At 70.4% G+C, this 13,671-nt stretch carries 16 protein-coding genes; 1 reads left to right on the top strand and 15 read right to left on the bottom strand.

Annotated features, from left to right (window positions below; translation table 11 throughout):
* Positions 1 to 202 precede the first annotated feature (202 nt).
* The 11 genes from E1202_RS02275 to hemB form a co-directional block, all read right to left on the bottom strand.
* Positions 203 to 793: a TlpA family protein disulfide reductase gene (locus tag E1202_RS02275; RefSeq protein WP_207918423.1), complete on the bottom strand. Its 591-nt coding sequence runs from the start codon at positions 791 to 793 to the stop codon at positions 203 to 205.
* The gene (locus tag E1202_RS02270) at positions 790 to 1,434 is read right to left on the bottom strand and encodes a histidine phosphatase family protein (RefSeq protein WP_132671814.1); all 645 of its coding nucleotides are present in this window, start codon (positions 1,432 to 1,434) and stop codon (positions 790 to 792) included. Before E1202_RS02270 ends, E1202_RS02275 begins: the two co-directional genes overlap by 4 nt.
* Entirely contained in the window at positions 1,431 to 2,780 is a 1,350-nt protein-coding gene (hemL, locus tag E1202_RS02265) for a glutamate-1-semialdehyde 2,1-aminomutase (RefSeq protein ID WP_132680565.1), read from the bottom strand. Before hemL ends, E1202_RS02270 begins: the two co-directional genes overlap by 4 nt.
* 121 nt (positions 2,781 to 2,901) lie before the next feature.
* A complete protein-coding gene (locus E1202_RS02260) occupies positions 2,902 to 3,234 on the bottom strand; it encodes a hypothetical protein (protein WP_132680564.1) in 333 nt (110 codons plus the stop codon).
* A 13-nt stretch (positions 3,235 to 3,247) separates the two neighbouring features.
* Positions 3,248 to 3,883, bottom strand: coding sequence for a hypothetical protein (locus E1202_RS02255; RefSeq protein ID WP_132680563.1), 636 nt, complete (start codon positions 3,881 to 3,883; stop codon positions 3,248 to 3,250).
* Between the two features lie 101 nt (positions 3,884 to 3,984).
* A complete protein-coding gene (locus E1202_RS02250; protein ID WP_132680562.1) occupies positions 3,985 to 4,434 on the bottom strand; it encodes a DUF3093 family protein in 450 nt (149 codons plus the stop codon).
* The gene (locus E1202_RS02245; protein WP_132680561.1) at positions 4,431 to 4,790 is read right to left on the bottom strand and encodes a hypothetical protein; all 360 of its coding nucleotides are present in this window, start codon (positions 4,788 to 4,790) and stop codon (positions 4,431 to 4,433) included. The genes E1202_RS02250 and E1202_RS02245 overlap by 4 nt, the downstream gene beginning before the upstream one ends.
* Positions 4,790 to 5,446, bottom strand: a complete 657-nt coding sequence (locus tag E1202_RS02240) for a hypothetical protein (protein WP_132680560.1) — start codon at positions 5,444 to 5,446, stop codon at positions 4,790 to 4,792. Before E1202_RS02240 ends, E1202_RS02245 begins: the two co-directional genes overlap by 1 nt.
* Before the next feature lie 111 nt (positions 5,447 to 5,557).
* Positions 5,558 to 6,085, bottom strand: coding sequence for a hypothetical protein (locus E1202_RS02235; RefSeq protein WP_132680559.1), 528 nt, complete (start codon positions 6,083 to 6,085; stop codon positions 5,558 to 5,560).
* Between the two features lie 43 nt (positions 6,086 to 6,128).
* Positions 6,129 to 6,704, bottom strand: a complete 576-nt coding sequence (locus tag E1202_RS02230; RefSeq protein ID WP_132680558.1) for a hypothetical protein — start codon at positions 6,702 to 6,704, stop codon at positions 6,129 to 6,131.
* On the bottom strand, positions 6,701 to 7,684 hold the full coding sequence (gene hemB / locus E1202_RS02225) for a porphobilinogen synthase (RefSeq protein ID WP_132680557.1): 984 nt from the start codon (positions 7,682 to 7,684) through the stop codon (positions 6,701 to 6,703). Before hemB ends, E1202_RS02230 begins: the two co-directional genes overlap by 4 nt.
* Positions 7,685 to 8,679: 995 nt before the next feature.
* On the opposite strand from hemB, the gene E1202_RS31220 reads away from it, so the two are divergent.
* Positions 8,680 to 8,820, top strand: a complete 141-nt coding sequence (locus E1202_RS31220; RefSeq protein ID WP_165943706.1) for a hypothetical protein — start codon at positions 8,680 to 8,682, stop codon at positions 8,818 to 8,820.
* A 73-nt stretch (positions 8,821 to 8,893) separates the two neighbouring features.
* Here the strand turns inward: E1202_RS31220 and E1202_RS02220 are convergent, their stop codons facing one another.
* Genes E1202_RS02220 through E1202_RS02205 form a run of 4 tightly spaced genes read right to left on the bottom strand, consistent with a single transcriptional unit; the run spans position 8,894 to position 13,624 of the window.
* A complete protein-coding gene (locus tag E1202_RS02220; protein WP_132671824.1) occupies positions 8,894 to 10,426 on the bottom strand; it encodes a bifunctional uroporphyrinogen-III C-methyltransferase/uroporphyrinogen-III synthase in 1,533 nt (510 codons plus the stop codon).
* 14 nt (positions 10,427 to 10,440) lie between these two features.
* Positions 10,441 to 11,379 (bottom strand): hydroxymethylbilane synthase, encoded by a 939-nt coding sequence (hemC, locus tag E1202_RS02215; RefSeq protein ID WP_132680556.1) that lies wholly within the window; start codon positions 11,377 to 11,379, stop codon positions 10,441 to 10,443.
* On the bottom strand, positions 11,376 to 12,761 hold the full coding sequence (locus E1202_RS02210; protein WP_132680555.1) for a glutamyl-tRNA reductase: 1,386 nt from the start codon (positions 12,759 to 12,761) through the stop codon (positions 11,376 to 11,378). The genes hemC and E1202_RS02210 overlap by 4 nt, the downstream gene beginning before the upstream one ends.
* Positions 12,758 to 13,624 carry a redox-sensing transcriptional repressor Rex gene (locus tag E1202_RS02205; RefSeq protein ID WP_132671827.1) on the bottom strand — a complete coding sequence of 289 codons (867 nt, stop codon included), beginning with the start codon at positions 13,622 to 13,624 and terminating at the stop codon, positions 12,758 to 12,760. The genes E1202_RS02210 and E1202_RS02205 overlap by 4 nt, the downstream gene beginning before the upstream one ends.
* Positions 13,625 to 13,671 lie beyond the last annotated feature (47 nt).

Below are 13,671 nucleotides of genomic sequence, written 5' to 3'. Positions count from 1 at the left end.
CAGGCAAGCGACGAAGCCGGTTTCGCACTACCCCACCAAAGCAGCCGGCGCCGCCGCGGGTTCTGACACGTCTTCTGGGGGAGGACAGCCGTAGCGCCGCTGCATTGGGCATGCACAAGTCTCGGATCCCGGAGCCAGAAGGCGTGTCAGGTTCCGCCACCCGCACCGCTGAGCAAAGAGACCAGGGGGACGCAGCAAGCACCTACGCAGGCTCGGAAGCGATCTTCTGCACCTCGGGGAGCAGTTCGCTCTCGAGCATCTCGGTCAGGAAGATCGCCGCGACCCGGTGCTGCCGGTCCAGGACGATGGTGGCCGGCACGGTGCTGCGCGGGAACTGGCGCAGCGAGAGCAGCGTGCGGCCAGCCGGGTCGAAGATCGACGGGTAGGTCAGGCCGCGGTCGCGGTGGAAGTCCGCTGCCGCGCTCTGGTTGTCCCGCACGTCGATGCCCAGCACCTGCACGCCCTGCGGACCGAGCTTGTCCTGCACGGCCTGCAGGTCGTCGGCTTCGGAGCGGCACGGGCCGCACCAGGAGCCCCAGATGTTGAGCACCACGACCTCGCCCTGGAAGTCCTGGATTCCCAGCTGCTTGCCGGGGTTGAGCAGGTCGTCGCCGGAGAGGTGGCTGATCCGGCCCCGCTCGCCCGCCGGGTAGAAGATGCGCGTCTGCCCGCCGGGCGAGACGAAGGTGAACTCGCCGCCCGCCTTGTTGGAGTCGTCGCCCTCGGTGGCGCAGCCACCGACCATCGCCAGCACGGCCGTGATCAGGCCGAGCCGCACCAGAAGCTTCCTCATGCGCCCGTCACTCTCGGATCGGTGCCACCTGCGGGCTCGACGTAGGCCACCCGCACCAGCTGTTCGCCGCGGAACACCAGCGTCGTCACCGACGCCAGCGAGCACTGCCTGCGGCGGGGGTCGTGCCACATCGGCTTGCCCTCGACGTAGCGGCGCAGCGTCCAGATCGGCAGCTGGTGCGAGACGCACACCGCTTCCCGCCCGGCCGCCGCGGCTCGCGCGCGGTGCGCGGCGCCGAGCATCCGGTGCGCGATCTCCAGGTAGGGCTCGCCCCAGGAGGGTGCGAACGGGTTCCACAGCTTCGGCCAGTGCCGGGGGGAGCGCAGTGCGCCGTCGCCGACGGAGACCTTGAGGCCTTCGAAGCGGTTGTCCGCCTCGATGAGCCGGTCGTCGGTGGCCACGTCGACCTGGAACATCGCGCCCAGCGGGCGGGCGGTCTCCTGGGCGCGCTGCAGCGGCGAGGAGATCACGCGGGCGATGTCGTGCCCGGAGAGGAACTCCGCGACGAGCTTCGCCTGCTGCTCGCCCTTGTCGGACAGCCGGTAGCCGGGCAGCCGGCCGTAGAGGATGCCCTCCGGGTTGTGCACCTCGCCGTGGCGGAGGAAGTGCACGAGGGTCTTCTCAGCCTGGGGTTCGGTCATTTCGACGCCTCCGGGGCGGTCGCGGCGGCGGCTGCCCGCGCGGCGTGCGGCAGGGCGTCGGCGATCTGCTCGAAGGCCGCGTCGTCCATGGCGGCGTTGACGAACCAGGTCTCGAAGGCGCTCGGCGGCGGGTAGATGCCGCGCGCGAGCAGCTCGTGGAAGAAGGCCGGGAAGCGCCAGGTCTGCTGGGCCTGGGCCTGCTCGTAGTCGTGCACCGGGTTCTCGCTGAAGAAGATGCTGAGCATGTTGCCCGCGGAGGCGATCTGGTGGACCACGCCCTCGGCGTTCAGCGCGGACCCGATGAGCTCGCGGAGCCGGTCGGCGTTGCGGTCCAGGGCCGCGTAGACCGAGGCGTCGGCGGCGCGGAGGTTCGCCAGGCCGGAGGCGACGGCGATCGGGTTCCCGGCGAGCGTGCCCGCCTGGTAGACGGGGCCGGTCGGCGCGAGGCGCGACATCACGTCGGCGCGACCGCCGAAGGCGGCGGCGGGCAGACCACCGGACATGACCTTGCCGAAGGTGTAGAGATCACCGGCGACGCCGTCGATGCCGAACCAGCCCGCAGCGGAGACGCGGAACCCGGTCATCACCTCGTCCATGATGAGCAGTGCGCCGTTCGCGCTGGTCAGCTCCTTGAGTCCGGCGTTGAAGCCGGGCAGCGGCGCGACCGTGCCCATGTTGCCGGCGGCGGCTTCGGTGATCACGCAGGCGATCTCGTCGCCCTGCTCGGCGAAGACCTGCCGCACGGCTTCGAGGTCGTTGTAGGGCAGCACGAGGGTGTCGGCGGCCTGCGCGCCGGTGACACCGGGCGAGGTCGGCAGGCCGAGCGTCGCCACACCCGAGCCGGCGCCGGCCAGCAGCGCGTCCACGTGACCGTGGTAGCAGCCGGCGAACTTGACGATCTTCTGCTTGCCGGTGAAGGCGCGGGCGAGCCGCACGGCGCTCATCGTCGCCTCGGTACCCGAGTTGACCAGGCGGACCTGCTCGACCGGCTCGACGCGGTCGATGATCTCCTGCGCCAGGTCGATCTCACCGGTGCCGGGCGTGCCGAAGGACGTGCCGTGCACGGCCGTGTCGCGCACCGCGGCGACGACGTCGGGGTGGGCGTGCCCGTTGATCATCGGGCCCCAGGACGACACCAGGTCGACGTAGCGGTTGTCGTCGGCGTCCCAGAGGTAGGCGCCCTCGCCGCGCACCATGAACCGCGGCGTGCCGCCGACGGACTGGAAGGCGCGGACCGGGGAGTTGACGCCGCCGGGCGTCACCGCCTGCGCACGCTCGAACAGCTGCCGCGACTGCGGAGCCGGATCGTCGTGCCGGGTCGAAGCGGAGTTCGCAGAAGCTGTCACGCCCCCAGTTTGACACTCCCCGCGCTGTGGCCGGGCGCACACCGTTCCGAGGAACGTCCCGCGGTCACCGTGCGTGGCGGTGCGGGCTCACCTCAAGCAGCGGCCCCGCGGCAGCAGAGGACTAGTCACCCGCTCGGATGGCGAGGCCGATCTGGCGCAGGGCGTCGATGAGCAGCAGTCCGGCCAGGGTGGCGGCGATGACGGCGCCGGACAGCCAACTGCCGATGGAACGGGTCACCACGTCCACGGCGCCTCGCGGTCCGGGCAGGTAGATGGTCACCACGCCGCGGTGCCAGGCCCACCACGCGAGCAGCACCAGCGCTACCGCGGCGACCAGTTCGAGACCGGCCACGGCCGCGCGCCACGGCTGGTTCAGCCGGCCACCCGAGCGCACCGGTTCGGCGTCGCCGTCGAGCTTCGGCCCGCTCGCGGGCCACGGTTCGGCAGTCGTCACGGTGGAAAGCGTCTCACACGTCGCGGGCGTCGAGGACCGCGCTGATCCGGTCGGTGCGCTCGGCGTGCCGGGCCGCGTCGTGGGAGAGGTGACCGAGCAGCCGGTAGATGCGCTCGTGGTACTCGGGCAGGTCGAGGTAGAAGATCGGCTCGTGGTGCATGACCCGGTTGCGGAAGTCGAGCATGCCCATGAAGTCGTGGTGCAGCGCGTTGCGCGGGCCCGCGTAGTGGGGGAACGCGCGGTGCGCCGCGGGAACCCAGATCTGCCGGTCGTGGGTGCGGCTGAGCAGCGAGACCCAGAAGCCGAAGGTCAGCTCGGCGACCACGTCATCGGGAGTGTGCTCCGCTCGGCGTTCGGTCTTGCGGCGAGCGCGGCCGATCTTGAACTTGGCGTTGTCGGCCAGCTGCGCGGCCTTCCACCAGTCGTCCCGGCCGAAGCGCTCCCGCAGGCGGTGGTGCAGGGCGTTGCGCAGCGACACCTCCAGCCAGTGCAGCGGGCCGTAGAAGGCCGCCGAGACCTGCACGTTCCAGTCGTAGAGCCGGACGGCGACGTCGACGTCACCACCGGCCTTCTTGAGGTACCGGTCGAAGCGCGATTCCGACAGCAGCTCCCGCACCCAACCGGGGAGCTCGACGTCGTCCCTGGTCATGGGGTTTTCCTTTCGACCGCTGTGGATCTCGTGCTAGGGTGAACGGCGTAGGCCCCGGGTCCGCCTCTGCTTCGCGCATGCCGCCCGGGGCACTTTGCTGCCTAGAGCTCCGACGAGCGCTTCTCGACGAGCTTCGCGAGTTCGGCCGACAGCTCCTCGTGTTCCTTGGCCCAGGCCAGCACCACGGTGCCGTCGGTCAGCCGCAGCGGGATCTCACCGGTGCCCTTCGGGACCGTCCAGCTACCGCCCAGCACGCGCGCCCCGACGGGCGCTCCCACGTCGCTGACGTCGGCGATCTTCTCGACGGCGACGGCCTCCCTGCCGAGCACCAGTTCGGACGTCGTCAGGCGCACCGCGAGCAGCCGACGCCTGCCGTAGACCCAGATGGCGGCGCAGACGGCGAGCGCGAGGCCGACCAGGATCCACATCGCGACGTGCTGCGGGCCGAGCGTGAGCTGCTCGGCGAGGAGCCCCAGCAGCCCGAAGGCCGGACCCCACAGCACCGGCCACCAGCTGCTGCCGCGTTCGGAGTACAACACCGGATCGCTCATCGCTCACCCGTCAGGAAATCGGAGCTCTGCTGCGCCCACATCAATACGGTTCCGGCGAGGCCGAGCACAAGGAGCAGGACGGGGATTCCGAAACCTGCACCCGAAACGACCATCAGCACCGCGTGCACGGCGGCGAACGCGGTGAGCACGAACCGCGCCCACCCCCGGCGGCGGAACACCAGCGCGCCCAGCGCCAGGTAGATCACCGCCATGACGACCCCGACGGCGGTGTTGACCAGCAGCAACCGGCCTTGGACGGCGGGGTCGAACCAGGCCAGCCCGGTCTCCAGCAGGAGCAGCAGGGCCACGACCCACCACAGGACGACCGCGATGCGCAGCGGTTTCGGCGGCGCCATCAGTACCGGCGGTTCGACGCGTCGAAGTAGGCGTTGGACTTCGCCGTGAAGACCAGCACCACGAAGGCGACCGTGCCGGCCACGCCCAACCCGCCCTGCACGTAGCTCAGCGCGTAGTAGCCGCCGGGCAGCGCCTCGGTCTCGCTGAGCCCGGTGGCCATGCCGCCGGAGGCCAGTGTGCCGATGCTCGACATCGCCCAGAACGCGGCGAAGATCGTCAGCGTGACCCGCGCCCAGTTGCGGCCGGCCCGCAGCTTGAAGCCGAAGGCGATCCACAGGCCGGTCAGGATCAGGTAGAAGATCGTCAGGAAGACGAAGAAGACCATCATCACGCCGTTGACCGCGGAGGTCATCTCCGCGGCGACGTCGTCCGAACCCCCGCCGATCGAGTCCTGCACCCAGCCCTGCAGCACCAGGTAGCTGACCACGTTGAGCACGGTCACCAGCAGTGGGAGCACCACGGCGATCCAGAACGCGGTCTCGACCGTCGCGGGCCGCTGCGGCACGGCCATCTCGTGGACGGGCACCGGCGGCGCGCTGAACGGGTTCTGCGAGTAGGGCTGGTATCCGCCGGGCTGCTGCTGCGGAAAACCGCCGGAGGGAGTCCCCGACTGCGGGTAACCACCCTGCTGCCAAGGATTCTGCGGGAAGTTCACGCACGAACCCTAGAAACCAGCCGATACCCCTGTCCACCGGTTCAGGTCAAGTGCCGCGAAGAGGACGTTCACATCACCACCCCGCTCCGGCGAGCGGAGCAACCGGGTGGGTCAGCGGGGCTGGAGGTACTGGTTCGAGGGCGCCAGGTAGGCGTAGACGATGGTGGCGGCGATCGTCGCGAGCTGGAGGAGGGCGACGAGGGCCGTGGCGATCCCGCCGGCCGCACCTCCGACGACCGTGGGGATGGTCAGCAGGAACCACAGCGCGCCGACGACCGTGATCACGATGCGCGCCCAGTTGCGGCCGTTGCGCATGAAGATCAGGAACATGATCCACAACCCGGCCAGGACCAGGCAGAACACCACCGCGATCGCGATCGTGACCTGGAACAGCGCGCGGGCCTGATCGAGGGTCAGCGCCGGCTGACCGGTCGCTCCCGCTTGGCCGAGGACCATCTGCAGCTCGGCGTCGCTGATCGTGGCGAACGCCAGCGCGAACATCACGAACCCGACGACCGGGCTGGCGATCCCCGCCCAGAACGCGTTGTCGATCGTGCGCGGGCGCTGCGATCCGGGCGAGCGCTCCGGCGGTGGCGGCGGGGCAGCGCCGTACGGGTTGACTGCGTCTGGCGGCGTCACCAGGCCAGCCTAGGAACGGTCCGAGGCCGTGTCCACCGAACCGTCACCACACGTCACGAGGTGGCTGCAGACGGAAGCCGCGGGCCTCGCGGAAGAACCGGTTGGCCTCGGGCCGGTACATGAACACGATCGCCGCGACCTCGACCGCGGCCACCAGCACCGCGAACACCACGTCGACGCCGCTCACGGTCATCCCGGTCAGCTGCTTGATCAGCGCCGGGCCGATCAGCGACACCGTCAGCACGGTGATCACGGCGTTGAACACGCCGAAACCGCCGAACACCGTGAGCGTGATCCGGCCCCAGTTGCGGCCTTCCAGCATCCGCTTGCACAGCAGCAGGTACACCATCAGCGTCAACGCCTTGAACATGAAGGTGAACATGATGCCGCTGTTGGCGGCGGCGTCCAGGTCGGTCTGGGTCAGCTCGGGTTGCAGCCTGCGCAGTTCACCGATCAGCCGTTGCCGGTCGAGGAGCTGGACGAACGCCTGCACCACGCCGACCAGCACGGCGCCGACCCACAGCCACCGCGCGATCTGCAGCGCCTGCGGCGGCTGCGGGGGTTCCGGCGGCGGAACCGGTCGGCCGAAGGCGTCCACCCGCTGCTCCAAGTCGGTCATGCGCGCGCGTCCTGCAACCACTGCGCGGCTTCGGTTGCCCAGTAGGTGAGCACGACGTCCGCTCCCGCGCGGCGGATCGAGGTCAGCGTCTCGAGCACGGTGCGCCGGCGTTCGAGCCAGCCGTTGGCCACCGCGGCCTCGATCATCGCGTACTCGCCGGACACCTGGTAGGCGGCGACCGGGACGTCGGCGACACCGGCGATGTCGCGCAGCACGTCCAGGTAGGACATGGCCGGCTTGACCATCACCACGTCGGCGCCCTCGGCCAGGTCCAGGTCCGCTTCGCGCAGGGCTTCGCGGCCGTTGGCCGGGTCCTGCTGGTAGGTCTTGCGGTCACCCTTGAGCTGGGAGTCGACGGCCTCGCGGAACGGGCCGAAGAACGCCGAGGCGTACTTCGCGGAGTAGGCCATGATCGACACGTCGTCGAAGCCGGTGGCGTCCAGCGAATCCCGGATCACGCCGACCTGACCGTCCATCATGCCGCTGGGCCCGACCATGTGGGCGCCGGACTGCGCCTGCACCACGGCCATCTCGCCGTAGATCTGCAGCGTGCGGTCGTTGTCGACGTCGCCGTCCTCGTCCAGGACGCCGCAGTGGCCGTGATCGGTGAACTCGTCCAGGCACAGGTCGGCCATCAGCACCGTGCTGTCGCCGACCTCGGAGCGCAGGTCGCGCAGCGCGACGTTGAGGATCCCGTCGGGATCGACCGCGCCGGAACCGTCCGCGTCGTGCTCCTCCGGCACGCCGAAGAGCATCAGCCCGCCGACGCCCGCGCCGACCGCCTCGACGGCGGCCTTCTTCAGCGAGTCGCGGGTGTGCTGCACGACCCCGGGCATCGACGTGATCGGCACCGGCTCGGAGGCGCCTTCGCGGACGAACATCGGCAGCACCAGGTGCCGCGGCTCCACGGAGGTCTCGGAAACCAGCCGACGCACCGCCGGGTTGCGGCGGAGTCGACGGGGACGGCTCGTCGGATACATAACTGCGGCTCCCCAAGCTGACTAGGCGGGGTGACTCCCCGAGCGTAACCACTCCGGAAATTCGGACTTCGGAGACCTCACCCGACCGTGATCGTCCCCTCAACCCGGACCTGCTCACGCATGTCGAAGGGGCGAGTCCCACATCCATCCCCGGGACGAGGCCGGCAACGATGGAGGACCTCCTCGCCGGTCGGCCCTTCGTTCGGCAGAACTGCGTGCACAACAGGTAGTCGCTGTTCAAAAGAACGTTTAGCGTTGATCACTAGTTCCTCAAGACATGCGCAAACGTATTCACCAAGCAGCGGTGGCCATCGGACTCGGCCTCCTGCTGTCAAGTGGGACTGCGGTAGCAGACCAGGACAGCACCACATACGTCCTACACACGTACGACGCGAAGGGTCGGCTGGTTTCCTCTCTCGGGGATACCAGTGGGTCGGCTGATGTTGCTTGCAGCAGCAGCGTCGACTACCCGCATTGCTCGCCACCACCACGCGCGGGCAGCGTCCTTTTCAAGGTTCGTGTGATGTGCCGGGGGGCAAGGGGCTCCCCGGACATCCATGTGAACGGTGTTCTCGGCTTCGTCCCAGGAGACCCCACCGGGCCACCACCACCGCCTGGGCCGGTCGACCCCGCGCTCTGTGTCGAGCCAAACCCAACGGGTCCCGGTTCCGGGTGAGGTCACTTACTCCACGCGCAGCAGGACAACCACCTGTGCTGGGCTCCGGCTGGTACACGGGTGGCTACGAAGCGGGCTTCGTGGCCCCAATCCAGGGGCCTGTCGGCAACGGGGGTACGCCGTTGGTGCCGATCACGACGCCATTGCCAGGAGGGGCGCTGATCATGCAGGCCATACCGGTGGATGAGCGGGACATGGCGGTCGATGATCACCACCCTGTTTTCCGGGTGCACTTGTGGTCCCAGCCCGTTCCCAATGTCCACCTCGCACCGGAACGAGCGGGATGGCGCAATGACCGCACGAACTCCGGGACTGCGACGTGCGCGACGCGATCACGTGGGCTCAAGAGCAGTTGCCCGAAGGCGGCCGTTACGCGCTGTACGCGTGCTACCGACGTGAGGACGGCCGTCTGACCGCGATCTGGCTCGCGGGCGAGGAACCGACGCGGAGCGACTTCTGAACGCCTGACAGGACAAGCCGAAACGCCGAAGGGCGCCTCCGTCCATGGACGGAGGCGCCCTTCCGTTCAGCGATCAGCTCCGACGGGCTCGCTTGGCCTTGCGGGGAGGCGGCAGCGCGCCTTCCGCGCGGAGGCGGGCCGCGTGCGCCGCGAGGGCGTCGACCAGCTCCTCGACCCGGGGGGCCTCGGGCTGGACGTCGACCCGCAGGCCGAACTCCTTCGCCGTCTCGGCCGTGTTCGGGCCGATGCAGGCGACGAGCGTGCGGGCGTGCGGCTTGCCCGCGATGCCGACGAGGTTGCGGACCGTGGAGGACGAGGTGAAGCAGACGGCGTCGAAGCCACCGGTCTTGATCATCTCGCGGGTCTCCGCGGGCGGCGGGGCGGCGCGGACGGTGCGGTAGGCCGTCACGTCGTCGACCTCCCAGCCGCGCTCCTGCAGCCCGGCCGACAACGTCTCGGTGGCGATGTCGGCGCGCGGCAGCAGAACCCGGTCAACCGGGTCCAGTATGTCGTCGTGCGGCGGGAACTCCTGCAGCAAGCCCTCGCTCGACTGGTCGCCCGAGGGCAGCAGCTCCGGGATGATGCCGAAGGCGCGCACCTTCTCCGCGGTGGCCTCGCCGACGCAGGCGATCTTCACACCGGAGAACGCGCGGGCGTCCAGGCCGAACTCGGCGAACTTCTCCCACACCGCGCGGACCGCGTTCGCCGAGGTGAACACGACCCACTGGTAGCGGCCGTCGACCAGGCCCTTGACCGCGCGCTCCATCTGAGCGGGGCTGCGCGGCGGCTCCACGGAGATGGTGGGCACCTCGTGCGACACCGCACCGTGCGACCACAACCGCTCACTCATCACGCCGGCCTGCTCCTTGGTGCGCGGCACCAGGATCTTCCAGCCGTACAGGGCTCGCGACTCCCACCAGGACAGCTTGCTGCGCTCGGAGACGATGTCGCCGATCGTCACCACCAGGTGGCCCTGCAGCTCGCCGGCGTCGGCGGCCAGCGAAGCCAGCGTGGTGTCGATGGTGCGCTGCTGCACCGTGGTCCCGGACGCGGTCACCGCGACCGGGGTGGTCGCCGGACGGCCGTGCTCGACCAGCCGCGATGCGGCTTCGGCGAGGTGGCTGCCGGTGGTGTGCAGCACCAGCGCGCCGGGCACACCGGCCAGCGCCGGCCAGTCGGCGTCACCGCGGACGTCGACCTCGGTGTGCACCGCGCCCAGCGCGATGCCGGCGTAGGCCGGAACCGCGCTGCCGCCGGAAACACCGGGGATGACGTCGAACGGAGCCTCGGTCTTGGAGACCTCCTGCGTCTCGCGGACCACCGCGTCGGCGGTGAGCGGGTCACCGGCGACCAGGCGCACCACGTTGCGTCCGGTGTCGGCCTCGTTCACCAGGTCCTTGGCCACGTCGGAAGGGTCGCCGACGGCGGGGCGGACTTCCGCCCCCTCGGCGGCCATCGCGACGATGTCGGCGGGTACGTCCGGGTCGGTCACCAGCAGCGAAGCGCGGGCGATCACATCCCGGCCCCGAACGGTGAGAAGTCCCGCGTCACCGGGACCGGAACCCACGAAAGCGATCCGTCCGGGGGTCTTACGTGCTCGGGTCATCAGGGCACTCCCCATCAACTACTGCCGGGACCGCTGAGCAAAGCGGCCCTGGCTTCGAGCAGCTCATCGGCCAGTTCCAGGCCGAGCTGCTCTGCGGCGGTCGTCTCACCAGTGGCGGAAGCGCGGACCAGAACATCGTCGTCGGTCGCTACCACTCCACGAAGGGACAGGCGCAGCGCCACGCGCCCGTCATCGTCGAGGTCCTCCACCACTTCGGCCAGCGCGCCGACCGGCGCGTGGCAGCCGGCTTCAAGCCGGGCCAGCACAGCGCGTTCGGCGGCAACCGCGGCGCGGCTGGCCTGATCGTCCAAAACGGACTGCAGCAAGTGCTCTGTGTCCACGTCGTCGACGCGGCATTCCACTGCGAGCGCGCCCTGAGCGGGCGCGGGCAGCATCTGCAGTGGATCGAGCGTTTCCGTGATCACCGAAAGCCGGCCCACCCGGGCCAGCCCGGCGCGGGCGAGGACGACGGCGTCCAGCTCGCCGTCTGTCACCTTGCGCATTCGGGTGTCCACATTGCCGCGGATGCCGCGCACCTCCAGCCCCAGGCCGGAGGCCCGGAGCTGGCTGGCGCGGCGCGGCGAACCGGTGCCCACAACGGACCCCGGGGGCAGTTCGCCGAGCGTCAGACCGTCCCGTGCCACCAGCGCGTCCCTCGGGTCCTCCCGGACCGGGACAGCCGCCAGCGACAACCGGGGGTCCGGTTCGGTCGGCAGGTCTTTGCAGGAGTGGATGGCGACGTCGACCTCGTCGTTCACGAGCGCTTCGCGCACCGCGGAGGTGAACACGCCGACGCCGATCTCGGCGATCGGGGCCGTCGACTGGTCACCGGGGGTCTCGACGGGCACCAGCTGGGTCGGGTAGCCGGCCGCCTCCAACTGCTCGGCGACCCACGTGCTCTGCGCCATCGCGAGCGCGCTTCCGCGGGTGCCGATCCGGAGGGTCTTGTTCAACGGTCCTCACCGTCCTGTTCCGCCCGGCCGCGCAGCAGCGCCTGGGCGACCGTGACCCCGCCTGGGAGGTTCTCCTCGGCCTGCGGGGTGCCGATCACCGCAGCGGTCTGCGGGTCGAGCTCGAAGAGCTCACGGAGTGCGTCGGCGTAGCCGGAACCACCCGGCTGCGACGCGAGTTGCTTGACGCGGACGGTCGGCGCGTGCAGGAGCTTGTCCACCACGCGGCGCACCGTGCGGCTGAGCTCCTCGCGCGTCGGCGCGTCGATGTCGGGCAGCCGCGAGTCCAGTCGCAGCAGTTCGCTGTCGACGACCTCGGCGGCGCGCTTGCGCAACGCGGTGACCGTGGGGGTCACCTCGGCCGAGCGCTGCGCGGCCAGGTAGCCGCGCACCTCCTCGGCGACGATCTCGGCGGCCCGGTCGGACTCGTTGCCGCCCTGCTTGGCCGACAGCCGGTGCTGCAGGCTGGCCAGGTCGACGACGGTGACGCCGGGCAGGTCGCCGACCTCGGCGGCGATGTCGCGCGGCAGCCCCAGGTCGCAGCACAGCAGCGGCCGGTCGTCCCGGACCACCAGCGCTGCGGAGACGACCTCTTCGGTCACCACGGCACCGACCGCGCCGGTGCAGGCGACCACCAGGTCCGCTGCGGCGATCGCGTCGGCCAGACCCGAGAGGTCCGCGGTGCCGGCGTCCACGCCGTCGGCGCGCAGCGACTCGGCCAGCCGCTCGCCGTTGGCGGCGGTGCGGTTGGCGATGACGATGCGGCCGATGCCCGCGCGCTTGAGCTGCGCGGCGGTCAGGCCGCCCATCGAGCCGGCACCCACCAGCAGCGCGCTCTTGCCTTCGAGCCCGTCGAGCGCGGCCTCGGCGTCGGCCAGGGCCTCCGAGACCACCGAAGCGCCCTCGTTGTCGATGCCGGTCTCGCTGTGCACGCGCTTGCCGACGCGCAGCGCCTGCTGCGCCAGCTCGTGCAGCGTCTTGCCGACGGTGCCGCGCTCGTCGGCGGTTCCGTACGCCTGGCGCAGCTGGCCGAGGATCTGGGCCTCGCCGACGACCATCGAGTCCAGCCCGGACGACACCGAGAACAGGTGCTCGACGGCGGCGCCGGCGTAGTAGACGTAGAGGTGGTCGGCGAGTTCACCGACCTCGGTGCCGGAGTGGCGCGACAGCACGGCCGTCACGTCGTCCAGGCCGCCGTGGAAGGTCTCGGCCAGCGCGTAGATCTCGACCCGGTTGCAGGTGGAGATCACGAACGCCTCGGCGATGTGCTCGCGCAGCACGAGCTCGTCGAGGATCTTGTTGATGTCCCCGCCACTGATGGCGACCCGCTCCAGGACCCGGACCGGTGCGCTGTGGTGGGAAATCCCGACGGTGAGCAGGTTCACAGCCGTTCCACCATCCTGTTCGCCGAATCGATCTCACCCGGAAGTCCCGCGCCGCCGCCCGGCGGTCCGCCGTCGGACGCCGCGCCGTCGACCGCGTTCGCGGCTTCCTGCTGCCGTCGGGCCACGTGGAAGGAAAGGATCTGCATCTCCACCGCCAGGTCGACCTTGCGCACCTCGACGTGCTCGGGGACCTGCAGCACGATCGGGGCGAAATTCAGGATGCACATGACGCCACCGGCCACCAAGCGGTCGCAGACCTCCTGCGCGCCCTGGGTGGGGGTGGCGATGACGCCGATGGTGACCTCGCGCTCGGAGCACACCTCGACGATGTCGTCGATGTGGCTGACCGGGATGCCGCCGACCGGCACGCCGACCAGGTCGTCGTCGAGGTCGAACAGCGCCGAGACCGGGAACCCGCGGCCCGGGAACCCGCCGTAGTTGGCCAGCGCGTGCCCGAGGTTGCCGATGCCGACCACGGCGACGCTGTGCTTGCGGGTCAAGCCGAGCGTCCGCTCGATCTGTCCGATCAGCACCTCGACCTCGTATCCGACGCCGCGGGTGCCGTAGGAGCCGATGTAGGAGAGGTCCTTGCGCAGCTTCGCGGAGTTGACGCCGGCCGCGGTGGCGAGCTCCTCGCTGGAGACCGTGGTGATGTCCTGCTCGGCGAGCGCGGACAGGGCGCGCAGGTAGACCGCGAGCCGGGCGACAGCCGCTTCCGGGATGGAGCGGGCGCGCTCGCGGGCGGCCGGGACGGCGATGGAGGTGCCGTTGGCGTCGGCCCCGTTCGACGCCCCCGGGGACGCAGCGGTCCGGGCAGTGGTCTGCCCGTCTCCTTCTGGCACGTCCGCTCCTTGGGCCGTCACGCTGGATCTCCCTCGCCTGCTGGTGGTCTGCGCCTCGGGCGGCACCG

Origin of the sequence: Saccharopolyspora karakumensis (genome assembly GCF_004349225.1) — a bacterium.
GTDB classification, from domain to species: Bacteria; Actinomycetota; Actinomycetes; order Mycobacteriales; family Pseudonocardiaceae; genus Saccharopolyspora; species Saccharopolyspora endophytica.
Note: the sequence above shows the minus strand (reverse complement) of the source record. Positions and strands in the feature narration are given on the sequence as shown.

Bases quoted from the DNA above. Each gene is read 5' to 3' on its own strand.
- E1202_RS02275 (WP_207918423.1), bottom strand. From the start codon at position 793: ATGAGGAAGCTTCTGGTGCGGCTCGGCCTGATCACGGCCGTGCTGGCG.
- E1202_RS02255 (WP_132680563.1), bottom strand. From the start codon at position 3,883: ATGACCAGGGACGACGTCGAGCTCCCCGGTTGGGTGCGGGAGCTGCTG.
- hemB (WP_132680557.1), bottom strand. From the start codon at position 7,684: ATGTATCCGACGAGCCGTCCCCGTCGACTCCGCCGCAACCCGGCGGTG.
- E1202_RS02220 (WP_132671824.1), bottom strand. From the start codon at position 10,426: ATGACCCGAGCACGTAAGACCCCCGGACGGATCGCTTTCGTGGGTTCC.
- E1202_RS02250 (WP_132680562.1), bottom strand. From the start codon at position 4,434: ATGAGCGATCCGGTGTTGTACTCCGAACGCGGCAGCAGCTGGTGGCCG.
- E1202_RS02230 (WP_132680558.1), bottom strand. From the start codon at position 6,704: ATGACCGACTTGGAGCAGCGGGTGGACGCCTTCGGCCGACCGGTTCCG.
- E1202_RS02245 (WP_132680561.1), bottom strand. From the start codon at position 4,790: ATGGCGCCGCCGAAACCGCTGCGCATCGCGGTCGTCCTGTGGTGGGTC.
- E1202_RS02270 (WP_132671814.1), bottom strand. From the start codon at position 1,434: ATGACCGAACCCCAGGCTGAGAAGACCCTCGTGCACTTCCTCCGCCAC.